Source organism: Marivita sp. (assembly GCF_051859345.1).
In the GTDB taxonomy this organism is placed as follows: Bacteria; Pseudomonadota; Alphaproteobacteria; order Rhodobacterales; family Rhodobacteraceae; genus Marivita.
The window spans coordinates 170016-191862 of sequence record NZ_JBHYFV010000002.1; the positions used below are offsets into that span (position 1 = coordinate 170016).

Genomic DNA, 21847 nt, shown 5'->3' on the forward strand with positions numbered 1-21847 from the left:
AACATTACAAGGCCAACATTACAAGGGAAGAACACCATGACCAACGCCATCGAAGCACGCCTTGCAGAGCTTGGACTGACATTGCCCGACGCCCCGGCCCCCGCCGCAAACTATGTGCCATTCGTGAAGACCGGGAACCAGGTTTATGTGTCCGGACAGCTTCCGACCGGGCCGGATGGTCTGGTCAAAGGGAAATTGGGGGCCGATCTTGATGCGGACGCAGGTGCTGCTGCGGCCAAGTACTGCGCTTTGGCGTTGCTGTCGCAAGCGCGCAAGGCAGCGGATGGCGATCTGAGCCGTGTGCGCGTTCTCAAACTGGTGGGTTTCGTAAATTCGACCGCCGATTTCGGGGACCAGCCGAAAGTGGTGAATGGCGCGTCTGACCTCATGGTCGAAGTGCTTGGTGAAAACGGTCGCCATGCGCGCTCGGCGGTGTCGGCGGCATCCCTGCCGTTCGGTGTTGCGGTCGAGATCGAAGGCATCTTCGAGATCGTATGACACCGCTGCCATCCGCCTTTCTGACGCGGCCCATCGCGCATCGCGGCTATCACGACAAGGCAAAGGGGCGGATTGAAAACAGCCCGTCGGCCTTTGCCGCAGCGACCGACGCCGGATATGGAATCGAACTGGACCTGCAACTGTCGCGCGATGGTATGCCGATGGTCTTCCACGACGATCTGCTTGACCGACTGACCGCAGAGACAGGCAGGGTGCGCGAGCGGGATGCCATCGACTTGCAGGGCATCACACTCAAGGGTGGCATCGAAACGATTCCGACATTGCGGGATGTTCTGCGCCAGGTGAACGGCAAGGTGCCCCTGCTGATCGAACTGAAGGACCAACAGGGCCAGATGCTTGGCTCTGATGGCGCCCTCGAAGCAGCGACAGTTGCGGCTCTCAAAGGGTATGATGGCCCAGTCGCGCTCATGTCCTTCAATCCGCACATGGTTGCACATCTGAACGAGATCTGTCCCGAGATGCCGCGCGGGCTGGTGACATCCGCCTTTCGCAAGATCGACGAATCGCATGTGCCTGTCGAAAACCGCGCGCGTCTGGCTGGTATCCCGGATTTCGAACGTGTCGGTGCGGGGTTCATCAGCCATGACCACACCAATCTCGATGCACCGCGGGTCGAACAGCTCAAGGCGCAAGGTGTGCCCGTTCTGTGCTGGACTATCCGCAGCGCCGAGCAGGAGCATCTGGCGCGCAAGCTTGCCGACAACATCACCTTTGAAGGCTACCCGGCTTGAACCACGCCTGATCAGGACCAAGTACCAAGGCGTAACCAAGGAACGGACATGTCCGACCCAGCTCACGCGCCCACCATTGGCATCACTATGCACAGCTCTCTGGCGCAGATCGCACCAGAGGATTGGGATTCCTGTGCCTGCCCCGAAGTGGCGGATGGTGGACGCGCCTTTGATCCGTTCACCACGCATCGCTGGTTGAGCGCCTTCGAGGACAGCCGCTCTGTCGGCACCGGTACAGGGTGGGATCCGCGATACATGACCGCCGAGATGGATGGCCAGATCATCGCCTGTGCGCCGCTTTATGCCAAAAGCCACAGTCAGGGTGAATATATCTTTGACCACAATTGGGCGCATGCCTGGGAACGCGCCGGTGGACGGTATTATCCGAAGCTTCAGATCGCTGTGCCGTTCACCCCTGCCACGGGACGGCGTTTCCTGACGCGACCGGGGTTTGAGGCCGAAGGGATCAGCGCACTGGTCCAGGGGGCGATCCAGGTGACGGCTGACAATAATCTGTCGTCCTTGCACATCACCTTCTGCACCGAAGCCGAAGCGATTGCAGGTGAGCAGATTGGCCTTTTGCGCCGCCGCACACAGCAATACCATTGGGAAAACCGGGGCTATTCGGATTTTGACGCCTTTCTGGGGGATCTGAGTTCACGCAAACGCAAGACCATCCGCAAGGAACGTGACCGCGCGCAGGGCTTTGGCGGAACCATCCATCAGTTCACCGGAGATCAGATTCAGCCGGAACACTGGGACGCGTTCTGGCAGTTCTATCAGGACACCGGCGCGCGCAAGTGGGGGACACCCTATCTGTCCCGCAAGTTCTTTGACCTTGCCCACGCGCGCCTGCGTGATGACATTCTGTTGATCATGGCCGAACGCGACGGTGAATGGATCGCGGGTGCGCTGAACGTGATTGGGCGCGATACGCTTTACGGACGCTACTGGGGCTGCAAAGAAGATCACCCGTGTCTTCACTTCGAATTGTGTTACTATCAGGCGATGGACTATGCCATTGCGCATGGTCAGTCCCGTGTCGAGGCGGGCGCGCAGGGCGAACACAAACTGTCACGCGGATATTTGCCGGTTTACACACATTCCCTGCATTGGATCGCCGATTCCGGCTTCTCGGACGCTGTGGCGCATTTTCTTGAGGCCGAAGCGAAGGCCGTTGATGAAGACATCGAGGTTCTGACCGGATACGGTCCGTTCCGAAAAAGCCAAATCGAGGACCATGAATGACCGAGAAACTTTCCGACACCGCACGCAAAACAGTTCTCGAACCGCTGCTTGACGCAGGGTGGGCGCTGGATGAAAATCGAGATGCGATCAACAAGACCTTTACGTTCAAGGACTTCACAGAAGCCTTCAGCTGGATGACACGCGCCGCGTTGTGGGCGGAAAAATGGGATCATCACCCCGAATGGAAAAACGTCTACAACAAAGTCGATGTGACGTTGACCACCCATGACGTGGATGGGCTGTCTTCGCTGGACGCAAAACTGGCGCGAAAACTCGATTCACTGTGACAAAGCATCCATCAGGTTGGGCAATCCCGTCTGCCCCGATTTGAGCGGTACTTTTTGCGTTCCCTCGCCCTTAGCGTTCGCCTAACCTGCCCACAATGCTGGGGTATATTCTCAAACGACTGGTGTCGCTGGCCATAAGCCTTGTTGTGGCCTCGATGGTCATTTTTGCCGTTGTGGAAATCGCTCCCGGCGACCCGGCCAGCTTTATGCTTGGCATCAACGCGCAGCCTGACACGATTGACGCCCTACGCTCCGAACTGGGCCTAGATCAGTCGAAACTGGACCGATATCTCAGCTGGGTCGGCGGGATGCTGAGCGGCGACTTCGGGATGTCCTATACCTACCGCACGCCCGTGGCGCAGATGATCGCGGATCGGATGTGGGTGTCCCTGCCGCTGGCGCTCTATGCCCTGACGCTGTCCACGCTGATCGCCTTTCCTGCCGGTATCTTTGCCGCCGCGCGCCGTGGTGGTCCCGGAGATCTGGGCGTCATGGGCGCAACCCAGCTGGGTGTTGCGATTCCGAATTTCTGGTTTGCCATGATGCTGGTGCTGATCTTTGCGATCAACCTGCGCTGGTTCAGCGCCGGCGGATTTCCCGGATGGGACACCGGGGTCTGGCTTGGCCTAAAGTCACTGACCCTGCCTGCCATTGCACTTGCCCTGCCACAAGCGGCGATCCTGACCCGCGTGATGCGGTCGTCATTGCTTGACATCCTTGGCGAAGATTTCATGCGCACTGCCCGCGCGAAAGGACTGTCCAGCCGACAGGCATTGTGGCGGCACGGGCTGCGCAATGCGCTGATTCCAGTGCTGACGATCATCGGCCTGCAATTCGCCTTTTTGCTTGCGGGTGCGATCATCATCGAACAGGTGTTCTTCCTGCCCGGCCTTGGGCGTTTGATCTTTCAGGCGATCACCCAGCGTGACCTGATCGTGGTGGAATCCGTGGTGATGCTGCTGGTCTTTGCGGTCATCATGGTGAACTTCCTTGTCGATCTGGCCTATGCCGCCGTCGATCCCCGGCTGAGAACCCGGACATGAGCCGCAACCTGATCCTCGGTGGTATGCTCACTGCGATTTTTGTCGTCGCAACGCTGCTTTCTTTCGTCTGGACACCGGCAAGCGTTGAAGCCATCGACATTGCCAACCGCCTCAAACCGCCCAGTGCGGCGAACCTTCTGGGCACCGACCATTTCGGACGCGATATCCTGTCGATGCTCATGGTCGGCGCGCGCACTTCGATTGCGGTCGCCCTGGTGGCTGTCGGCATCGGCATGGGCCTTGGTGTCCCTTTGGGCCTAGCCGCCGCTGCAAGACGGGGCAGCCTTCTGGACGAGGTCATCATGCGCACGAATGATCTGATCTTTGCCTTTCCGTCGCTGGTCATTGCCATTCTGATCACCGCCGTCTTCGGCCCATCCGCCACCAATGCGATCATCGCCATCGGCATCTTCAACATCCCGGTCTTTGCCCGCATCACGCGCGGCGCGGCGCTTAGCCTCTGGAAGCGCGAATTCATCATGGCGGCACAGGTGGCCGGCAAGACCCGCACCCGGATCAGCGTTGAACACATCCTGCCCAATGTCGCCAACCTGCTGATTGTGCAGGGCACCATCCAGTTCAGCCTTGGCATCCTTGCCGAAGCGGGGCTCAGTTATGTGGGCCTTGGCGCGCAGCCTCCGATCCCAAGCTGGGGGCGTATGCTGGCCGATGCGCAGACCATGGTATCGCTGGCACCGCATGTGGCGCTGATCCCCGGCCTGACCATCGTGGCGATGGTGCTGGGGCTGAACCTGCTGGGCGACGGGCTGCGAGATGCGCTTGATCCTCGGCTCCGGGTGGTGCGGACATGAGCCTGCTTGATATCCGGGACCTGTCCCTGTCGATCCACGAGAAACCGATCCTGCAAGGCATATCGCTGCGGATCGCCGAAGGTGAGATCACAGCCCTCACCGGAGAAAGCGGGTCCGGCAAATCCATGACCGCATTTGCGACGATGGGTCTTTTGCCCAAAGGGGCCCAAACCAGCGGTGAAATCAATTTCAACGGGGCAAACCTGCTGACCCAAACCGAGCCCCAACTTTGCGACCTGCGTGGACGCGAAATCGGCATGGTGTTCCAGGAACCGATGACCGCGCTCAATCCGGTTCAGACCATTGGCGCGCAGGTGATGGAAACCATCCTGATCCACAGGAAAAGAGGGCCCGCCTCGCGCGGCGATGCGATGACGCCCGTACAGGCCGAAGAGCGCGCCCGTGACGTGCTGACCCGCGTTGGCCTTCCCACCGATCGTTTCCCACTCTCCCGATATCCGCACGAACTCAGCGGAGGTCAGCGCCAGCGTGTGGTGATCGCCATGGCCATCGCCCTGCGGCCCCGCCTGCTGATCGCGGATGAGCCGACCACCGCCCTTGATGTGACGACGCAGGCGCAAATCCTCGATCTGCTAAGGGGTCTCGTGGAGGAACAGAACATGGCACTCATGATGATCACGCATGACCTTGCGGTGGTCAGCGACATGGCGCATTCGCTGAACGTCATGCGTCACGGCGAGATTGTTGACTCCGGCCCAACGACGCAAGTGCTGCGCGACATGCGCCATCCCTACACACGACAATTGTTCGAAGCGTCCCGCCATCAGGCCAACCTGAGCGCAGCCAAGGCCGATGCGCCCCTGTTGTCTGTCGATCAGGTTACCCGTGATTATCCACTTCCGCGCAAAACGCTTTTTGGTCCGCGTGCCCATTTTCGCGCGGTCAATCGGGTCAGTTTTGACATCAGACGTGGCGAACGCGTGGGGCTTGTGGGCGAATCCGGCTGTGGAAAATCCACCCTGACCCGCGCGATCCTCGGGCTGGAGCCGACACAGTCGGGCCAGATCACGCTTGACGGCGATCCCGTCTGGCAGGACGGACATCCGAACCTGTCCGTCCGGCGTAAGATGCAGGTCGTGTTTCAGGACCCCTATGGCAGCTTCAATCCTCGCCACCGCGTGGCGCGCCTGATCACTGAACCGTTCCACCTGTTGCCCGACCCGCCCAAAGGTGCAGAGAGGGACCGCGCCATAGAAGACGCCCTGACCGCCGTGGGTCTGTCGCCCGAGGATGCGGACAAGCACATCCACGCCTTTTCCGGGGGACAGCGCCAGCGCATCGCCATCGCCCGCGCGCTGATCATCAAGCCTGATCTGATTGTCTTTGACGAAGCGGTTTCTGCCCTCGATGTCCGCGTGCGGGCGCAAATCCTCGACCTGATGGCAGACCTCAGCCGCGAATACGGCCTGACTTATCTGTTCATCAGCCACGACCTGAGCGTCGTGCGGTCCATCACCGACCGCGTTTTGGTGATGCAGTCCGGGGAAATCGTCGAAGATCGCCCGACGAAGGCGATTTTCGACTCTCCGAACCATCCCTACACCCGCATCTTGATCAATGCGGCCCCCCGATTGCCCGACATTGCAGAGGTCCAAAATGCTGCCCACACTTCCCTTTGATCCCAGCCACGTCCTGATCGGCGGCACCTGGAGGGGCGCCAGTGACACCCAGCCACTGATCAACCCGTCCAACGGCGAAACGCTTTGCCACATCGCCCGCAGTTCGCAAGTGGATGTGGACACAGCCGTGACCGCCGCCCAAGACGCGCTGGACGGCGCTTGGGGCAGGATGACCGCCTTGGAACGCGGTCGCTGCCTGACTCAGCTGGGCCAGCTTGTTCTGGATCACACCGACATTCTGACGACGCTGGAAACGCTTGATGTCGGTAAACCCGTCACCCAAGCCCGCGCCGATACCATCGCCCTTGCCCGCTACTGCGAATTCTACGGTGGGGCCGCCGACAAGGTACATGGTGAAACCATCCCCTATCTCGACGACTACACCGTCTACACCCTGCGCGAACCACATGGCGTCACGGGCCACATCGTGCCGTGGAACTATCCAATGCAGATCATCGGACGCTCGGTCGGCGCGGCCCTTGCCATGGGCAACGCCTGTGTTCTGAAACCCGCCGAAGACGCCTGCCTGACCGCGCTCATGTTCGCCTATCTGGCCAAAGAGGCGGGGTTTCCCGATGGCGCATTGAACGTGGTGCCCGGCCTTGGGAGCGAAGCCGGTGCCGCGCTTGCCCGCCATCCGGGTGTGCATCACCTGAGCTTTACCGGGTCCGTACAAACGGGCCGTACGATCCAGACGCTTGCCGCAGAAAACGTCACTCCGGTAACACTCGAACTCGGCGGCAAATCCCCCCAGATCGTGTTCGACGATGCCGATCTGGACGACGCGCTGCCGTTTCTGGTCAACGCGGGTCTGCAGAACGCCGGGCAAACCTGCTCTGCGGCCTCGCGCATCCTGATCCAGCGTGGCGTGTATGATCTTGTCGCGCAACGGATGGCCGACGCCTACCGCGCAAAGACCCTCGGTCCGGCCAGCAACGATCCCGATATCGGCCCGCTGATCTCGGTCAAACAGAAGGCGCGGCTCGAAAGCCTGCTACAGACGGCCCAAGACCTTCCCTGCATCGCCGCAACACCAATGCCGGGTGACCTGCCCCCAGAGGGCGCCTATGTGCAGCCGCGCCTCTACGGCCCCGTGCCCCCAGACCACCCACTGGCACAAGACGAGCTTTTCGGCCCGGTGCAGGTGCTCATCCCCTTCGACACCGAAGAAGACGCCGTTAGAATCGCCAATGGAACAATCTACGGCCTTGTCGCTGGCGTCTGGACCCGCGATGGGGCACGCCAGATGCGGCTGGCCAAAGCGCTGAAATGTGGGCAGGTTTTTCTGAACAATTACGGCGCGGGCGGCGGGGTCGAATTGCCGTTCGGCGGCACGGGCCAATCCGGCCATGGCCGTGAAAAGGGGTTTGAGGCACTTTATGGCTTCTCGACTTTGAAAACGGTCGCGGCGAAACACGGATAGGAGGAAGAGCGTCATGAGACTAAACGGAAAAACCGCCATCGTAACCGGAGCCGCCTCTGGCTTTGGGGCAGGCATCGCGCGCAAGTTTGCTGCCGAAGGCGCGACCGTCATGGTGGTCGATCTGAACACTGACGCAGCAAAGGCCATCGCATCCGAGATCGGCGGCACCACTTACACCGCTGACGTGTCGAATGGCGACCAGGTGGCTGACATGATCGAAACTGCCATCACCCAATTGGGCCATGTCGACATCATGGTCAACAACGCGGGCATCACCCATTTGCCCGCCGCGATGGAAGATGTCACCGAAGAGGATTTCGACCGGGTCTTTGCCGTAAACTGCAAATCCGTCTACCTGACCGCCCGCGCATTGGTCCCGCATTTCAAACATCGCCGGACAGGCACCATCCTCAACATTGCCTCGACTGCTGGCGTTTCCCCCCGGCCACGCCTCAACTGGTACAACGCCTCCAAGGGCTGGATGATCACCGCGACACGCACAATGGCGGTTGAACTGGCCCCAGACGGCATCCGCGTGAACGCCCTTAACCCTGTGGCTGGCGAAACGCCGCTGCTCAAAAGCTTCATGGGCGAAGACACACCCGACATCCGCGCGAAATTCCTCTCGACCATCCCGCTGGGCCGCTTTTCGACCCCCGAAGACCTTGGCAATGCCGCCGCCTTCCTGTGCTCGGAGGAGGCCAGCATGATCACCGGCGTGTGTATGGAAGTCGACGGAGGACGCTGCATATGACCCGGGCTTCTTTGGGCTCCAAATACCTCGGGGAGTATGAGGGGCTGGCCCCTCACTCCAACCGTGCCAATGGCGGAACGCCGAAATGACCCCCGGTCCCCGCAACCTGATCACCGATGTCGCAGGACTGAAAGTCGGCAACGCGCAGGATGACATCCTCAAATCCGGCACCACGGTTCTTCTGTCAGAAGACGGACCCATGACCACCAGCTACGCTGTCATGGGCGGCGCACCGGGCACGCGCGACACCGATCTGCTTGAACCTGACAAGACGGTTGCCGGCGTCGATGCTCTGGTCCTGTCCGGCGGCTCTGCGTTTGGGCTTGCGGCAGCGCAGGGTGTGATGGACGCGCTGGCCCGACAGGGGCGCGGGTTTCAGATCCACTCTGCCCGCGTGCCCATCGTTCCCGCCGCGATCATCTTCGACCTGCTGAACCACGGCGACAAGAACTGGCAGGAAAACCCGTACCCGGCGCTTGGGCAACAGGCACTTGCCAACGCCACGCACGATTTTACAATCGGGACGGCCGGGGCAGGCACCGGCGCGACGGACGCGCAGCACAAAGGCGGCTTGGGGTCGGCGTCTCTGGTCTTGCCTGATGGCACCAGCATCGGCGCGCTTGTGGTGGTGAACGCGCTGGGAAGCGCAACCACGCCGTCGGGTCGCCACTTCTGGGCTGCGCCTTTTGAGATTGGGGATGAGTTCGGGGGGCTTGGCCCTGATCCTATGGCAGGGCTGCAACCGCTTCCGCCCAGTCGCAAAACGGCGGCGATGGCCCAACATGGCAACACCACGATCGGGGTTGTCGCCACGGATGCCACGCTTGACAAGGCCGCTTGCAAGCGGCTTGCGACGGCTGCACATGACGGGTTCGCCCGTGCACTTGTGCCCTCGCACACACCTTACGATGGCGACCTGATCTTTGCCTCCAGCACCGCCCGCCGCGCTGCACCGTCGGATGATGTTCTTGCGATGCTTGGACATTTTGCAGCCATCTGCATGTCCCGCGCCATCGCCCGTGCAGTTTGGGAGGCCTCTCCACGCGAGGGAGATGCGGTGCCCACGTTCCGGCATTCCCGCGGGTAAAACGCCTTTGAAGCGGCTTGCATCATCGCAAGATCGGCGGTTTCTTCGGATCACTGCCCGGCGCGACTGGCTCAAGAACCTCCGGCGCGTCAGGTTCCGGCAGATCGAAACGCAACCCGACGCGCGCCAGTTGGGCTGTCACGGCGTCGGAATCCTTCAGGAACACAACATCAAGCGCAGCTGCCTCCAGCCCGGAGAACACCAGCGCTTCCTGTATGGCCTGCGCCAGCGCCGGTTCGGCCCCCGGCACGGTGCCGGTAAACCCGATCAGATGCCCGCGTACCCCGGTGTCGTAGAGCACCTCTGCCAGATAGCCGCGCCGCGCAAGACCCACCGCCGTGCGCAGCTTGGCGTCAACCGCCTCCAGCAATCCGTCAGGCACCGCTTTGGGCGCAAAAAGCTGTTCTGGGCGCGCCTCTGCTTCTGACGGTCCCTGCGCGACGGTCTCGGCCAACCAATCCACCGCATCGGACGGCAAAAGGACCGACGATGGTGCGACTTCGGGGTTCAGGGCAATCCCGATCCCCTGTGCGGCCAGCAGCCCCACAATCGTCCGTCCCGACAGCGCCACATACGGAACGGCCCGCCCGGCAAAACCGCTCAGTCGATCCTCTGTGTCGAACACCAGCACATACCGGGTGTCACCGACATCGAACAATTCCGGCTCGACCTGATCGCCCTCGGCCTCACGCGCAAGCATCAGGAACAACTCTGCCTCGGCCAAACGATCGTAAAACCGCAATCGCGACGCACTGTCGTCAGGTGCTGCCGTCATCGCCGCATGCGCGTGATCCAGCGGGGTTTCCAAGTTCATGCCATCACCTCCTGAACCCGCGCGCGCAAGACCGGCAGAAGGTCGGCCTCGAACCAGGGGTTTTTCTTCAACCATGCGGTATTGCGCCAGCTTGGATGCGGCAAGGGCAGAAGCTTTGGCAGATGGTCGCGCCATGCGCGGACCGTTTCAGTCACACCGGACTTCACGCCCAGATGGTATTTCTGCGCATATCCCCCGATCACCAGCTTCAGCGGCACCGCGCCAACGTGATCAAGCACTTCGGCATGCCATGTCTGGCGACAGATCGCGGGTGGAGGCAGGTCGGACCCGGCTGCGTTGTAGCCCGGAAAGCAAAAGCCCATCGGCACAATCGCCACACGGTCCAGATCATAAAACGCCACCCGATCCAGCCCCAGCCAATCCCGCAAACGATCCCCGCTTGGGTCGTCGAACGGAATGCGACTGGTATGCGCGCGCATCCCCGGCGCCTGACTGCAAATCAGCAGGCGCGCGCCGGGTCGGAACCAAACCACAGGATTGGGGCGATGCCGCGTGGCGGTCGCTGCGAACCGGTCTGCGCAGAGGGTACAATGAGAGAGACGGTCCTGAACAGTCATGCCAAGCGATGTAATGCGTCGCGGCTCAGGTCAACGCGGTCGGGACGATCAAGCGTGTCCCAAACCGGATCAAGCCGGCAATCCGGTGTAGGTGATCCGGTCGAAACGCCACGCAGCCTTCGGTCGGAAATCCGGGCCGCCGCCACCGGTGCAGAAAGATCGCTGATCCACGCCCCTTGACCGCGCGTGGCCAGTTCCAATCGGTCAGGAGCACCAGATCATACAGCGGATCGGACCGCCGGAGTGTTTCGTGACTATGCGGATACGGTGCGCGCACCATGAGGTTATAATCTTCGTGACCCGGATCATCCGACCACAGATCACCGGGTCGAATCGGCACCGCCCAATCGGTCGGACGCGCCATGCGGTCGGGCCGGTACAGCAGCCCCACGATGCGATGGAGTCCAACCGGCGTGGCACCGTCCCCTTCCCTCTTGTGCGCGGACACACCGCCCCGCCCGAGTGTACAGGGCCACATCCGCCCCATGAAGCGCATCCCTTGCCGGGTCAGAACCATATCCGCAGGCGTCACAACAGATGCCCCGACTTTCGCGCCTTCGTCGCAAGGTAAGCGGTGTTATGCGGGTTTTCGCCCACTTTCAGAGACACCCGTTCGGTAACGGAAATGCCCTGCTTTTCCATCATCGCGATTTTGGCCGGATTGTTCGTCAACAAGCGCACCGCGCCAAAGCCCAGCTTGCGCAGCAATTCGGCCCCGATCCGAAAGTCCCGCTCATCATCCTCGAACCCAAGCCGGTGATTGGCCTCGACCGTGTCAAAGCCTTGATCCTGAAGTGCATAGGCCCGCATCTTGTTGGCAAGTCCGATCCCGCGCCCCTCTTGGTTGAGGTAGAGCAACACCCCTGCCCCCTCGGTCCCCATTGCGGCCAAAGCACCATTCAACTGTGGGCCACAGTCGCATTTGAGGCTTCCCAACAGATCACCGGTGAAACAGGCCGAATGCAAACGCGCCAGAACCGGTGCCGCGCGATCGGGGCGTCCAATCTCGATTGCGTAATGCTCTTCAGAACCGTCTTCTGGCCGAAACACATGCAACCGCGCATCATGCGCGACGCTCAGAGGCACCCTTGCCGACACGACCTGGTCAAACACCAAAGACGCGCCCAGTCGGGGGGCCGCCGTTTTGGCATCAAGACAGGTCAATCCGTGGATCGCGGCAAAACCCGTCGAATCCGTCACAGGAACGGCAATCACCGCTGGCAGCAACCGCGCTGATTTGGCCAAGGCCACCGCCATCCTGTGCAATCCGGCCTCGCGCCCCCGACGCGTGGCCAGAGGGCCCTTCATCGGATGGGTCAGATCATCCGCCGGATCGGCCAGCGCCTGAACCCAACGCAATGTTGCGTCCGCCGAAAGCGCAACCCGCGCCACATCGCCATCATAGGCGCGCGCTTTGAGCGTTTCGGCGCGGCGTCCGGTCAGAACAAGATCGGCCTGTCCGGGCAAGGCCATCAGATCGCGCAGACGCTCTGCCCCCAGGGTCTCGACGGACAGCACCAGAAGCCCGTCGTCCGAGTCCAGAACAATCGGCACTCCCATACGCAAATCCGCGCGCGCACGGGCCAGGAGTTCGGTGATGTCAGGCGCAAGCGTCATGAAGGCGATGGTCTCCCAGCGGGCCGGATTGCAACAAAAGCCCCCGATTAATGAAACATTTGCCCCTTGCATACACGAGGCCGTGAAACACTTGCAGCAAATCTTGCCGCCACGCAACGTCCCGCCCATGTCTCACTCAACAGACGGAGAGGCAACACAATGGCACAGCTCAAGAATATCCTTCTTGTCGATGATGATGACGATCTGCGCGAGGCACTGGCCGAACAACTGGTCATGACCGAAGATTTCGAGGTTTTCGAAGCGGATTGTGGCACAGCCGCCATGAGCCGGGTCAAGGAACAGCTTTATGATCTGATCATCCTTGATGTTGGCCTGCCGGACACGGATGGGCGTGAATTGTGCCGCCTGATGCGCAAACAAGGCGTCAAAGCGCCTGTATTGATGCTCACCGGCCATGATTCCGATTCCGACACGATCCTCGGTCTTGATGCGGGGGCAAATGATTACGTCACGAAGCCGTTCAAGTTCCCGGTGCTTCTGGCCCGCATTCGCGCCCAATTGCGCCAACACGAACAGTCCGAAGATGCCGTATTCACGCTTGGGCCGTATACGTTCAAGCCGTCGATGAAGCTCTTGATGACGGAAGACGAAAAAAAGATTCGTCTGACGGAGAAAGAGACGAACATCCTGAAATTCCTTTACCGTTCGACCGATGGGGTCGTGGCGCGGGATACGCTCTTGCATGAGGTCTGGGGCTACAACGCGGGTGTGACCACTCACACCTTGGAAACCCACATCTACCGCCTGCGCCAAAAGATCGAACCCGATCCGTCAAACGCACGTCTGCTGGTGACGGAATCCGGCGGGTATCGGCTGGTGTCGTGAGACGTTGGTCGCCTGTTGATCCAGATCAAAGTGGCATTCCACGCACACCTTTAGAAGCAGGTTAACAGTTCCCGTCGCATATGCGGGTCATCATATGCACCTCCCTGTTGGACTTGGCCCCGGACTTTGTTCCGGGGTCTTTTTTTTGTTGGCCGGACAACAGCCCGTCCGCCAGCGTTCGCAGGACCGGGAGTCAACCCATCCTCCCAACGAAAAAAGGCGCCCCGAGCGGGACGCCTTTCACCGTTCTCAGACGCAAGTGATTACTCTGCGCTTTCTTTCTGCTGCTCGGCGGTCAATTCCTCGCCGGTGCTCTGATCGACCATCTTCATCGCAAGGCGCACCTTGCCCCGGTCGTCAAAGCCCAGAAGCTTCACATAGACTTCCTGACCTTCCTTGAGCACATCCGACGGATGGTTCAGGCGGCGGTTCTCGATCTGGCTGACATGCACCAGACCATCGCGCTTGCCGAAGAAGTTCACGAAGGCACCGAAATCGACGATCTTCACGACCTTACCCTTGTAGACGTGGCCTTCTTCCGGCTCTGCCACGATCGAATGGATCATGTCATAGGCCTTCTGGATGGCTTCGCCGTTCGGGCTGGCAATCTTGATGATGCCGTCATCGTTGATGTCGACCTTGGCACCGGACAGTTCCACGATCTCGCGGATGACCTTGCCGCCCGAGCCGATCACTTCACGGATCTTGTCGGTTGGAATCTGCATCGTCTCGATACGCGGCGCGTGGATCGAGAAGTCCGCAGCGCCGGTCAGCGCCTTGTTCATCTCGCCAAGGATGTGCATCCGGCCTGCCTTGGCCTGCGCCAACGCCTTTTGCATGATCTCGGGTGTGATACCCGCAACCTTGATGTCCATCTGCAGCGACGTGATGCCGTTCTCGGTACCCGCAACCTTGAAGTCCATGTCGCCAAGGTGATCTTCGTCACCCAGGATGTCGGTCAGAATCGCGTAAGAGCCGTCCTCTTCAAGGATCAGACCCATCGCCACACCGGCCACTGCGGATTTGAGCGGAACACCCGCATCCATCATGGACAGCGAGCCACCACAGACCGACGCCATCGAGGACGAGCCATTGGATTCCGTGATCTCGGACACCACACGCACGGTGTACGGAAAATCGGTTGCCGCCGGAAGAACCGCCTGAAGTGCGCGCCACGCAAGTTTGCCGTGACCGATTTCACGCCGTCCCGGAGGGCCAACACGACCGGCTTCGCCAACCGAATACGGCGGGAAGTTGTAGTGCAGCAGGAAGTTCGACCGGTAATTGCCGTGCAGCGCGTCGATGATCTGCTCATCGTCGCCGGTGCCCAGCGTGGTGACAACCAGACCCTGCGTTTCGCCACGGGTGAACAGGGCAGACCCGTGTGTGCGCGGCAGGAGGCCGGTTTCGCACACGATGTCACGCACTTCGTCCAAGGCACGGCCGTCAATCCGCTTGCCGGTTTTCACAAGATCACCGCGCAGAACAGACGCTTCCAGCTTTTTCAGTGCGGAGCCGAGGTTCGCATCCTCAAGCTGCTCGTCGCTCAACGCCTCGACAATGGCGGCCTTGGCATCGGAAACTGCTGTTGTGCGTTCCTGTTTGTCGGTGATCGCATAGGCCGCACGGATCTTGTCCTCGCCAGCCGCTTTGACCGCTTCATACAGGTCGGAGTAATCCGGCGGCTGGAAGTCAAACGGTTCTTTTGCGGCGGATTCGGCCAGATCAATGATCAGGTCGATCACCGGCTGGATCTGCTCATGTGCGAAGGTCACCGCACCCAGCATCTCTTCTTCGGTCAGCTCGTAGGCTTCGGACTCAACCATCATCACGGCGTCTTTGGTGCCCGCGACAACCAGATCAAGACGCTGATCCGGGTTGTTGCGCAGCTGGTCCATATCCTCGACTTCGGGGTTGAGGACGTATTCGCCTTCGGAATAGCCAACACGGCAGCACGCAATCGGCCCCATGAACGGCGCGCCCGAAATGGTCAGTGCAGCGGATGCCGCGATCATTGCGACCACGTCAGGATCATTGACCAGATCGTGGGACAGAACGGTACACATCACCAGAACTTCATGTTTGAAGCCCGGCACGAACAGCGGGCGGATCGGACGGTCGATGAGACGCGCGGTCAGCGTCTCTTTTTCCGTCGGACGCGCTTCGCGCTTGAAGAAACCGCCCGGCACTTTACCGGCGGCGTAGTATTTTTCCTGGTAGTGGACGGTCAGAGGAAAGAAATCCTGACCGGGTTTCGGCTTCTTGGCGAACGTAACGTTGGCCATGACCGAGGTTTCGCCGAGGGTGGCAATCACGCTGCCATCGGCCTGACGGGCAACCTTGCCCGTTTCCAGCGTAAGCGTCTCTTCGCCCCACTGTATGCTTTTTTTCGTAATGTTGAACATCATCGATTCCTGTATGGGAGCACTCCCGGCCCTCCGGGTCTCCCGTTTTCATGGCGGCCCCATTGCCGCCGACCCCTTCATCCTGTCATGCGCCGGGGTCAAGGCGTCACGTCTCAGATGCGCGGGCATTACAGGAATTCGAGGACAAAGAAAACCATTCGTTTTGTCACTCTGCGGGTTGGAAAATCTTCCAAGATTTCACCACATCCTTTCAAGGATGTGGTCCCGCCTGTCATACCCCACAACAAGAAAGGGCCCGCCAAGCGAGCCCTTTGAAACCGACCGTCAGATGCGTCTCAACGACGGATGCCAAGCCGCTGGATCAGGTTCTGATAGCGCGCTTCGTCTTTTGCCTTGGTGTAGTCCAGAAGCTTACGACGCAAAGCCACAAGTTTGAGAAGACCACGACGCGAGTGGTTGTCTTTCTTGTGCGTTTTGAAATGCTCGGTCAGCGTGGAAATCCGGCTGGTGAGGATCGCAACCTGAACTTCGGGCGAACCTGTGTCGCCGTCTTTCGTCGCGAATTCCTTGATCAGGCGGTTCTTTTCTTCAACAGTGATCGACATCGGGGTCTCCTTTCGAAGGTTGGAGTGAATGGCGCAAGCCGGGATGTCGTCCAGCAGGGCCCATGGAGAATCTCCACACATGGTGCGGATGCACGCATATAGGCGATAATCCATCGCTTGGAAAGCCCCATGAGCACCACCTCACCTTGGCCCGGCAATCCTGCCTTTGCGCAGTGTCAATTCTGCGGTCGGCACCTGAGCGACAACTGTGTCGTTCAACAGGACATCGATCCAGTCCTCTTCCTTGGGCGACAGGCGCAACGCGATTTCCGGGCGGTGCTGGATCGACGGGCGTACCAGTGCAAGAACGACGTCCTGCGCCGCATCGAAAGACGCCACCCGCGTGGGTGCAGCCCGGCCGGGCAGGGGTTGGTTGATACGCCCGGTCTTTTGGAACAGGGCAAGCGCATCAACCGGAACATCCGGCCAATCGACAGGGGGCCGCGCGTAGACAGCGCGCTGCGGCGTCCGAAAGGGGCTGACAAAGGTCAGCAAGGACACTCCGATCAAACCGATGAGGGATATGGCGAAATAAAGCATGGGGCCCTGTGTCTTGAGCGAACAATCCCAAGCTTAGGTCTCAATCGTAAATGAAGCGTTTTCCCTGCTTACAGGCGGGTCGCCAAAACAGGTACAATTCTATGGATCAATGATCGCGATACCGGTCGTCAAACCGCCACGCTGTCGGGGTCGTCTTGAACGACACATAAAGCGGGTGGCGTGGGTGTCCGTCCTTCGTCAGTCCCAAATGGTGCATGTCCCCGCGATACCTGCGCGCCACCTCGACACCGCGTCCAAGATGCCCGCCATGCACGCCCCACGCCGCAATCGTCATCCCGGCCTGCGCCGACCAACAGTCAAGCAGGGCGTTGTTCATGTCCCCATTCGGTGCTTTGGCCCGTTTCAGATCCTGTGGGCGTGTCGCCCGAAAGGCAAAGATATTGGCAATCATCACTGCACCAAATCCCATTGCCCGCGCGCGGGTTTCGCAGCGGGCCACGGTTGGATCGTTGCGATGCTCGTCCGCCGTTGACGGGTTCAGCATGAGGAACATCAGCGCAGGCTGCTGTGCGTTCCAGATCCGCGACAGCCCATACCGATACCGGTCACATTGCGAAAACCAGACGTGCGAAAGACAGCCATCCGCGTGGTGTGAGCGATGGATCAGAGCATCCCGAAGCTCTGACGGCAGGTCCGTCATGGTGCGACAAAGACCCGCGACGGATGCACGTCTCCGGACTTGTAGCGCCCTACCGCAATCGGTTCTCCATCACAGGACACCCAACATTCATCGCCGTATTCCACGCCCGATGCGATCACCATTGCCGGGTTGCCGTTGCGCAGCTTGACCGCAGCTTCGGCTGTGCAGGTCAGTTCCGGCAACTCTGTCAATCCCTCTTCCAAGGGTCGCAAATGGGTATCCAGTTCGGGTGTCCGTGCCATCGCGTCGATCTGTTCCAGGCTCAGCCCATCAGCTGCATCGAACGGTCCCGACCAGGTGCGCCGCAAGCGCAGCACATGGCCATAACACCCAAGCGTCTCTCCGAGGTCACGGGCAATGGACCGAACATAGCCGCCCTTTCCGCAGACCAGTTGCAGCACTGCATGATCGGCATCGGGGTGGTCCAGCAGGGTCAATTCCTCAACCCACAAGGACCGTGCGGCGATGTCCATTTCCTCGCCGTCGCGGGCGCGCTTGTAGGCGCGTTCTCCGTCGATCTTGACAGCGGAAAACTGCGGCGGGATCTGTTGAATCTCGCCAACAAACCCATGCAACGCCTCTTTGATCTCATCCTCCGAGGGACGTTGATCCGATGTGGCGATCACCTCGCCCTCTGCGTCATCCGTACGGGTCGCCTGCCCGAACCGTACAGTAAATTCATACGCTTTTAGCGCGTCAGTGATATAAGGCACCGTCTTGGTCGCTTCGCCCAGAGCCACCGCGAGCACACCCGTCGCCTCGGGATCGAGCGTGCCGGCATGGCCCGCCTTCTTTGCGTCCAGCGCCCAGCGCACCTTGTTCACAACGGCGGTAGAGGTGAGGCCCGCAGGCTTGTCCACAACCAGCCAGCCGGAAATATCGCGCCCCTTGCGTTTGCGTGCCATTGTGTCCCTCACATACCTGAAAGATCGGCGAGGTATCGCAGGGCACGGACCCTGTCAATTCAGGTGAGCTCTCAGTCGAGATCGCGGGCTTCGTCGATCAGCATGATCGGGATGCCATCGCGGATCGGATAAACCAGATGCGCGGTGTGGCTGATCAATTCCTGACGTGCAGCGTCGTATTCCAACCGGCCCTGCGTCTGTGGGCAGACAAGCGCTTCCAGCATCTTTCGGTCAAAGCCGGGTGTCTCGGTCATTGCAGGATATCCTCGGACTGTCCGCCGCGCAGCGCATATTCGATCAGCGTCACCAGGGTTTCGCGGCGCGTGGACAGCGATGGCGCTTCCAGCAAAGCCTGCTTTTCCTCGGGTTCGAAATCCAGAAGCATGGACAAGGAATTGATCAGCAACTCATCATCCGCATCCTTGAGCGTCGGCCAATCCGCAGACAAATCGCGTGCCGAAAAATACCGGTCCAGCAATTCCATGAACGCATCGCGATCAAAGCTGCGATCATGTTCAGGTCCGCCCTGATCCCGGTCAAACCCGTCCCAGTTCACATCAAAGCGGCGATACGGCGTGAATCCCTCGATCTCGGCCACAACCCGAAAACGGGAAATCCCACTGAGTGTCACCATGTACCGGCCATCCTCAGTCTCGGAGAACTGTGTCACCCGTCCGGCACAGCCGATGCGGTGCAAGGCATCCTGATCGCCCTTCGGACGCGCATTCGGCTGCACCATTCCGATCAGACGCGCGGGTGTTTTCATCGCGTCTTCAAGCATTTGCAGGTATCGCGGCTCGAACAGATGCAGCGGCAACCGTGCGCGGGGCAGCAGAAGCGCTCCGGGCAGCGGGAAGACGGGGATGGACCCCGGCAATTCTGTGACTCTTATCATGTCCGACGATCTAGCCTTCGCAAACGATCAGGCAAATATCATTGAGCTCAACCGACGACGACCGTTTAGCGCCACCGGATCATTCGGCTTGAGCGCTTCGAAAATCGTCATCAACTGGGCCTTTGCGGCCGCGTCATTCCATTCGCGATCCCTGCGGAACAGCTCAAGCAGGTGATCGACCGCCGCTTGCCCGTCACCGGACGCATAAAGCGCCTGTGCAAGGTCGAACCGCGCCTGATGATTGTCGGGATCAGCCTCGACCTGGGCCTGCAGTTCGGCCACCGGACCGGAATTGCTGGCCTGTTTCGCCAGTTCGATCTGCGCGCGTGCCGCTTCAAGCTCTGGGCTGGTTGCGATCTCGGCCGGGGCACCATTCAGAATGGCCTCTGCCTGATCCAAGTCGCCAATCGCAAGGTTGCACTGCACAAGGCCCGCATAGGCCCGCGCATGGTTGGGATTTTCTTCCAGAACGGCGGCAAAGGTCTGCATCGCATCGGCTGCCGCACCCGCCTCAAGCATCTCTTCCGCCGCTTCAACCGCATCATCCAGACCACCGCTGGCGTCGCCTCCGGCTGCTTTGACAACACGCTCGACAAACGCCTTGATCTCAGAGGCGGGTTGCGCGCCCTGGAACATGTCGATCGGGCGACCCTGAACAAACGCCACGACAGTGGGGATGGACTGGATCGGCAGACCCTGCTGGGCAAGCGCCTGAACAAGGCCTTCGGCCTGATCGACATTGACCTTGGCCATCTTGACCGCGCCCCGCGCGGCCGTGACTTCGGCCTCAAGCTGCGGTCCAAGTGTCTTGCACGGTCCGCACCACGGCGCCCAGAAATCCACGATAACCGGGGTTTCCATGCTGGCATCGACAACCTCGGTCATGAAGGCGTCCTGGGAAACATCCTTGATGAGGTCGGTCTGTGCCGGGCTTTGTCCGAGTTCAATCATCGCTGTCTCCTGTCGTCTTTGCCGCTATGTCATGGGGTAGATGGCGCACCCATCCGCGTCTTGCAAGGGGTCAGGTGTCCAGCAGGGCGCGGATATGTTGGGCGACGTGACCAGGATGCGTGATCGGCACCATGTGACCAGCGCCGTCTACCACGGTATCCACAGCGCCCGGAATGCGCCGCGCAAGGGTCGCGTGAATGGCCGCGATCACCGGTTCGCTTTTCTGCCCACGGATCAGAAGAACGGGACAGTCAATGCCTTCCAACCGCCCTGCCTGCAAAAGTCCGGCAGTGTCCTGCAACAGGCAAGTCTCTGTTTCCTGAATGAAGGTCATTTGCGACGCAAAGAGGGTGCGCTCGCGGTCGCTCAGCGCATCCCAAGGGCGTCCATCGCCCCAGAGCCCGATGAAATCCGCAGCAGCCGTTTCCCATTCCTTCCTTGCCAAGGCCTTGGCAAACTCCTGCGACGTGTCAATGTAATCTTGCAGCACCGATGCATCACTCTGTCCGGCGGCAGCAAAAAGGACCGGCTCGATCAGCGTTAGGCTTTGGACGCGCCCGGGTTGCTCAAGCGCCAAACGCAGGGAAACGGTGGCACCGAAACTATGTCCGATCACATGACCGCCGTCGCCCAGACAGTCCGAGGCAATCGCCGTGACCTGATCGTGCAGATTGCATCTCTGATCCCAGGCTGCACTGCGCCCGTGCCCCGGCATGTCAGGCGCAACCATCTTCAGCCGGTCCGACAGTTCGGTCGCCAAGGGCGTCCACGCTTTGGAATGCGCCAGTGCGCAATGCAACAGCAGCGCCCGGTCCGGACCTGTTCCAAAGTCACGCCAATAGACAGGAAACCCCGCCCGAACGCCGTCTGGCATCAAATCTTGCCGGCAAGATGCAGATCGAGATCCTCGATCCTGTCCTGTCCCCAGAACCGCTGGTCGGTGTCGGTGATATAGAACGGCGCGCCAAACACGCCGCGCGACGCCGCTTCCTCAAGGTTGGCCGCATAGGTCTCTGCCCCGGAGAGCAGTCCGCTGTCGGCAAGCGCGGGATCAAACCCCGCATCGGCCAGTCCGGCGCGCACGACATCATCCTGCGAGATGTCCTTGTCTTCCACCCAGACAGCGCGCAGGAACCCGGACACAAGCCGTCCAAGGTCTCCGCCCCCCGCATTTTGCGCGGCGATGATCGCATAGGACGACGGAGCGCCATTGGTTGGCCAGAACGCAGGCCGAAGGTTCAAGGGCATTCCCAGCTTCTTTGACTGCCGGGTCAGTTCCTGCGCGCGCAGTTCCTGACGGCTGGGGTGGCGGTCTTTCGGAGGGGTGCCACCGGTGCGCCCGAACAGTGTTGTGATGTCCACCGGTTTGTAGGTGACGGTTGCGCCATGTTTGGCTGCGACGTCTTCCATCCGGCTCCCTGCCAGATAGGCGTACGGAGACAGTGTGGAGAAAAAGTAATCAATATGCGCCATTTGCTCGCTCTCTGGGGTGAGTTGCTTTGCGAGACGGTAGGCCCATGCTAAT

At 60.5% G+C, this 21847-nt stretch carries 25 protein-coding genes; 11 read left to right on the forward strand and 14 right to left on the reverse strand.

Features of this window, described 5'->3' with window-relative positions:
- The first annotated feature begins 36 nt into the window (after window positions 1–36).
- From ACTIEN_RS02425 to ACTIEN_RS02470, 10 genes are all read left to right on the forward strand, one after another.
- The gene (locus ACTIEN_RS02425) at window positions 37–498 is read left to right on the forward strand and encodes a RidA family protein (protein WP_439521509.1); all 462 of its coding nucleotides are present in this window, start codon (window positions 37–39) and stop codon (window positions 496–498) included.
- Window positions 495–1250, forward strand: coding sequence for a glycerophosphodiester phosphodiesterase family protein (locus ACTIEN_RS02430; RefSeq protein ID WP_439521510.1), 756 nt, complete (start codon window positions 495–497; stop codon window positions 1248–1250). The genes ACTIEN_RS02425 and ACTIEN_RS02430 overlap by 4 nt, the downstream gene beginning before the upstream one ends.
- Window positions 1251–1298: 48 nt before the next feature.
- Window positions 1299–2498: a GNAT family N-acetyltransferase gene (locus ACTIEN_RS02435; RefSeq protein WP_439521511.1), complete on the forward strand. Its 1200-nt coding sequence runs from the start codon at window positions 1299–1301 to the stop codon at window positions 2496–2498.
- Complete coding sequence (locus tag ACTIEN_RS02440; protein ID WP_439521512.1) at window positions 2495–2785, forward strand: 4a-hydroxytetrahydrobiopterin dehydratase; 291 nt, start codon at window positions 2495–2497, stop codon at window positions 2783–2785. The genes ACTIEN_RS02435 and ACTIEN_RS02440 overlap by 4 nt, the downstream gene beginning before the upstream one ends.
- Before the next feature lie 95 nt (window positions 2786–2880).
- The gene (locus ACTIEN_RS02445; protein ID WP_439521513.1) at window positions 2881–3828 is read left to right on the forward strand and encodes an ABC transporter permease; all 948 of its coding nucleotides are present in this window, start codon (window positions 2881–2883) and stop codon (window positions 3826–3828) included.
- Window positions 3825–4640, forward strand: a complete 816-nt coding sequence (locus tag ACTIEN_RS02450) for an ABC transporter permease (protein ID WP_439521514.1) — start codon at window positions 3825–3827, stop codon at window positions 4638–4640. Before ACTIEN_RS02445 ends, ACTIEN_RS02450 begins: the two co-directional genes overlap by 4 nt.
- Complete coding sequence (locus ACTIEN_RS02455) at window positions 4637–6280, forward strand: ABC transporter ATP-binding protein (protein WP_439521515.1); 1644 nt, start codon at window positions 4637–4639, stop codon at window positions 6278–6280. The genes ACTIEN_RS02450 and ACTIEN_RS02455 overlap by 4 nt, the downstream gene beginning before the upstream one ends.
- Complete coding sequence (locus ACTIEN_RS02460) at window positions 6258–7703, forward strand: aldehyde dehydrogenase family protein (RefSeq protein ID WP_439521516.1); 1446 nt, start codon at window positions 6258–6260, stop codon at window positions 7701–7703. The genes ACTIEN_RS02455 and ACTIEN_RS02460 overlap by 23 nt, the downstream gene beginning before the upstream one ends.
- A 13-nt stretch (window positions 7704–7716) precedes the next feature.
- Window positions 7717–8457 carry an SDR family oxidoreductase gene (locus ACTIEN_RS02465; RefSeq protein ID WP_439521517.1) on the forward strand — a complete coding sequence of 247 codons (741 nt, stop codon included), beginning with the start codon at window positions 7717–7719 and terminating at the stop codon, window positions 8455–8457.
- Window positions 8458–8542: 85 nt separating this feature from the next.
- The gene (locus tag ACTIEN_RS02470) at window positions 8543–9544 is read left to right on the forward strand and encodes a P1 family peptidase (RefSeq protein ID WP_439521518.1); all 1002 of its coding nucleotides are present in this window, start codon (window positions 8543–8545) and stop codon (window positions 9542–9544) included.
- A gap of 22 nt (window positions 9545–9566) precedes the next feature.
- Here ACTIEN_RS02470 and ACTIEN_RS02475 read toward each other — a convergent pair whose 3' ends face one another.
- The 4 genes from ACTIEN_RS02475 to ribA are packed head-to-tail and all read right to left on the reverse strand — an operon-like array spanning window position 9567 to window position 12553.
- A complete protein-coding gene (locus ACTIEN_RS02475) occupies window positions 9567–10358 on the reverse strand; it encodes an SseB family protein (protein WP_439521519.1) in 792 nt (263 codons plus the stop codon).
- Window positions 10355–10936, reverse strand: coding sequence for a uracil-DNA glycosylase family protein (locus ACTIEN_RS02480; RefSeq protein ID WP_439521520.1), 582 nt, complete (start codon window positions 10934–10936; stop codon window positions 10355–10357). The genes ACTIEN_RS02475 and ACTIEN_RS02480 overlap by 4 nt, the downstream gene beginning before the upstream one ends.
- Window positions 10937–10961: 25 nt before the next feature.
- Window positions 10962–11468: a L,D-transpeptidase family protein gene (locus ACTIEN_RS02485; protein ID WP_439521521.1), complete on the reverse strand. Its 507-nt coding sequence runs from the start codon at window positions 11466–11468 to the stop codon at window positions 10962–10964.
- A complete protein-coding gene (gene ribA / locus ACTIEN_RS02490) occupies window positions 11465–12553 on the reverse strand; it encodes a GTP cyclohydrolase II (RefSeq protein WP_439521522.1) in 1089 nt (362 codons plus the stop codon). The genes ACTIEN_RS02485 and ribA overlap by 4 nt, the downstream gene beginning before the upstream one ends.
- A 159-nt stretch (window positions 12554–12712) precedes the next feature.
- Between ribA and ACTIEN_RS02495 the strand changes: the two genes are divergently transcribed.
- Window positions 12713–13399, forward strand: coding sequence for a response regulator transcription factor (locus ACTIEN_RS02495; RefSeq protein ID WP_439521523.1), 687 nt, complete (start codon window positions 12713–12715; stop codon window positions 13397–13399).
- 263 nt (window positions 13400–13662) lie between these two features.
- Here the strand turns inward: ACTIEN_RS02495 and pnp are convergent, their stop codons facing one another.
- From pnp to ACTIEN_RS02545, 10 genes are all read right to left on the reverse strand, one after another.
- Complete coding sequence (gene pnp / locus ACTIEN_RS02500; RefSeq protein WP_439521524.1) at window positions 13663–15804, reverse strand: polyribonucleotide nucleotidyltransferase; 2142 nt, start codon at window positions 15802–15804, stop codon at window positions 13663–13665.
- A 296-nt stretch (window positions 15805–16100) separates the two neighbouring features.
- Window positions 16101–16370, reverse strand: coding sequence for a 30S ribosomal protein S15 (gene rpsO, locus ACTIEN_RS02505; protein ID WP_439521525.1), 270 nt, complete (start codon window positions 16368–16370; stop codon window positions 16101–16103).
- A gap of 141 nt (window positions 16371–16511) precedes the next feature.
- Window positions 16512–16910, reverse strand: a complete 399-nt coding sequence (locus ACTIEN_RS02510) for a hypothetical protein (RefSeq protein WP_439521526.1) — start codon at window positions 16908–16910, stop codon at window positions 16512–16514.
- A 106-nt stretch (window positions 16911–17016) separates the two neighbouring features.
- The gene (locus tag ACTIEN_RS02515; RefSeq protein ID WP_439521527.1) at window positions 17017–17571 is read right to left on the reverse strand and encodes a DUF1643 domain-containing protein; all 555 of its coding nucleotides are present in this window, start codon (window positions 17569–17571) and stop codon (window positions 17017–17019) included.
- Window positions 17568–18476 (reverse strand): tRNA pseudouridine(55) synthase TruB, encoded by a 909-nt coding sequence (truB, locus tag ACTIEN_RS02520; protein WP_439521528.1) that lies wholly within the window; start codon window positions 18474–18476, stop codon window positions 17568–17570. Before truB ends, ACTIEN_RS02515 begins: the two co-directional genes overlap by 4 nt.
- Window positions 18477–18547: 71 nt before the next feature.
- Entirely contained in the window at window positions 18548–18730 is a 183-nt protein-coding gene (locus ACTIEN_RS02525; protein ID WP_439521529.1) for a Trm112 family protein, read from the reverse strand.
- Complete coding sequence (locus ACTIEN_RS02530) at window positions 18727–19371, reverse strand: LON peptidase substrate-binding domain-containing protein (protein WP_439521530.1); 645 nt, start codon at window positions 19369–19371, stop codon at window positions 18727–18729. The genes ACTIEN_RS02525 and ACTIEN_RS02530 overlap by 4 nt, the downstream gene beginning before the upstream one ends.
- 27 nt (window positions 19372–19398) lie before the next feature.
- Window positions 19399–20322 carry a tetratricopeptide repeat protein gene (locus ACTIEN_RS02535; RefSeq protein WP_439521531.1) on the reverse strand — a complete coding sequence of 308 codons (924 nt, stop codon included), beginning with the start codon at window positions 20320–20322 and terminating at the stop codon, window positions 19399–19401.
- Window positions 20323–20392: 70 nt separating this feature from the next.
- Window positions 20393–21196: an alpha/beta fold hydrolase gene (locus ACTIEN_RS02540; protein ID WP_439521532.1), complete on the reverse strand. Its 804-nt coding sequence runs from the start codon at window positions 21194–21196 to the stop codon at window positions 20393–20395.
- A complete protein-coding gene (locus ACTIEN_RS02545) occupies window positions 21196–21795 on the reverse strand; it encodes a 2-hydroxychromene-2-carboxylate isomerase (RefSeq protein WP_439521533.1) in 600 nt (199 codons plus the stop codon). The genes ACTIEN_RS02540 and ACTIEN_RS02545 overlap by 1 nt, the downstream gene beginning before the upstream one ends.
- Window positions 21796–21847 lie beyond the last annotated feature (52 nt).

What these genes read in the sequence shown, in the direction of transcription:
- ACTIEN_RS02425 (WP_439521509.1), top strand. Translation starts at nt 37, where the DNA reads ATGACCAACGCCATCGAAGCACGCCTTGCAGAGCTTGGACTGACATTG.
- ACTIEN_RS02430 (WP_439521510.1), top strand. Translation starts at nt 495, where the DNA reads ATGACACCGCTGCCATCCGCCTTTCTGACGCGGCCCATCGCGCATCGC.
- ACTIEN_RS02435 (WP_439521511.1), top strand. Translation starts at nt 1,299, where the DNA reads ATGTCCGACCCAGCTCACGCGCCCACCATTGGCATCACTATGCACAGC.
- ACTIEN_RS02440 (WP_439521512.1), top strand. Translation starts at nt 2,495, where the DNA reads ATGACCGAGAAACTTTCCGACACCGCACGCAAAACAGTTCTCGAACCG.
- ACTIEN_RS02445 (WP_439521513.1), top strand. Translation starts at nt 2,881, where the DNA reads ATGCTGGGGTATATTCTCAAACGACTGGTGTCGCTGGCCATAAGCCTT.
- ACTIEN_RS02450 (WP_439521514.1), top strand. Translation starts at nt 3,825, where the DNA reads ATGAGCCGCAACCTGATCCTCGGTGGTATGCTCACTGCGATTTTTGTC.
- ACTIEN_RS02455 (WP_439521515.1), top strand. Translation starts at nt 4,637, where the DNA reads ATGAGCCTGCTTGATATCCGGGACCTGTCCCTGTCGATCCACGAGAAA.
- ACTIEN_RS02460 (WP_439521516.1), top strand. Translation starts at nt 6,258, where the DNA reads ATGCTGCCCACACTTCCCTTTGATCCCAGCCACGTCCTGATCGGCGGC.
- ACTIEN_RS02465 (WP_439521517.1), top strand. Translation starts at nt 7,717, where the DNA reads ATGAGACTAAACGGAAAAACCGCCATCGTAACCGGAGCCGCCTCTGGC.
- ACTIEN_RS02470 (WP_439521518.1), top strand. Translation starts at nt 8,543, where the DNA reads ATGACCCCCGGTCCCCGCAACCTGATCACCGATGTCGCAGGACTGAAA.
- ACTIEN_RS02475 (WP_439521519.1), bottom strand. Translation starts at nt 10,358, where the DNA reads ATGAACTTGGAAACCCCGCTGGATCACGCGCATGCGGCGATGACGGCA.
- ACTIEN_RS02480 (WP_439521520.1), bottom strand. Translation starts at nt 10,936, where the DNA reads ATGACTGTTCAGGACCGTCTCTCTCATTGTACCCTCTGCGCAGACCGG.
- ribA (WP_439521522.1), bottom strand. Translation starts at nt 12,553, where the DNA reads ATGACGCTTGCGCCTGACATCACCGAACTCCTGGCCCGTGCGCGCGCG.
- ACTIEN_RS02495 (WP_439521523.1), top strand. Translation starts at nt 12,713, where the DNA reads ATGGCACAGCTCAAGAATATCCTTCTTGTCGATGATGATGACGATCTG.
- pnp (WP_439521524.1), bottom strand. Translation starts at nt 15,804, where the DNA reads ATGTTCAACATTACGAAAAAAAGCATACAGTGGGGCGAAGAGACGCTT.
- rpsO (WP_439521525.1), bottom strand. Translation starts at nt 16,370, where the DNA reads ATGTCGATCACTGTTGAAGAAAAGAACCGCCTGATCAAGGAATTCGCG.
- ACTIEN_RS02510 (WP_439521526.1), bottom strand. Translation starts at nt 16,910, where the DNA reads ATGCTTTATTTCGCCATATCCCTCATCGGTTTGATCGGAGTGTCCTTG.
- ACTIEN_RS02515 (WP_439521527.1), bottom strand. Translation starts at nt 17,571, where the DNA reads ATGACGGACCTGCCGTCAGAGCTTCGGGATGCTCTGATCCATCGCTCA.
- truB (WP_439521528.1), bottom strand. Translation starts at nt 18,476, where the DNA reads ATGGCACGCAAACGCAAGGGGCGCGATATTTCCGGCTGGCTGGTTGTG.
- ACTIEN_RS02525 (WP_439521529.1), bottom strand. Translation starts at nt 18,730, where the DNA reads ATGACCGAGACACCCGGCTTTGACCGAAAGATGCTGGAAGCGCTTGTC.
- ACTIEN_RS02530 (WP_439521530.1), bottom strand. Translation starts at nt 19,371, where the DNA reads ATGATAAGAGTCACAGAATTGCCGGGGTCCATCCCCGTCTTCCCGCTG.
- ACTIEN_RS02535 (WP_439521531.1), bottom strand. Translation starts at nt 20,322, where the DNA reads ATGATTGAACTCGGACAAAGCCCGGCACAGACCGACCTCATCAAGGAT.
- ACTIEN_RS02540 (WP_439521532.1), bottom strand. Translation starts at nt 21,196, where the DNA reads ATGCCAGACGGCGTTCGGGCGGGGTTTCCTGTCTATTGGCGTGACTTT.
- ACTIEN_RS02545 (WP_439521533.1), bottom strand. Translation starts at nt 21,795, where the DNA reads ATGGCGCATATTGATTACTTTTTCTCCACACTGTCTCCGTACGCCTAT.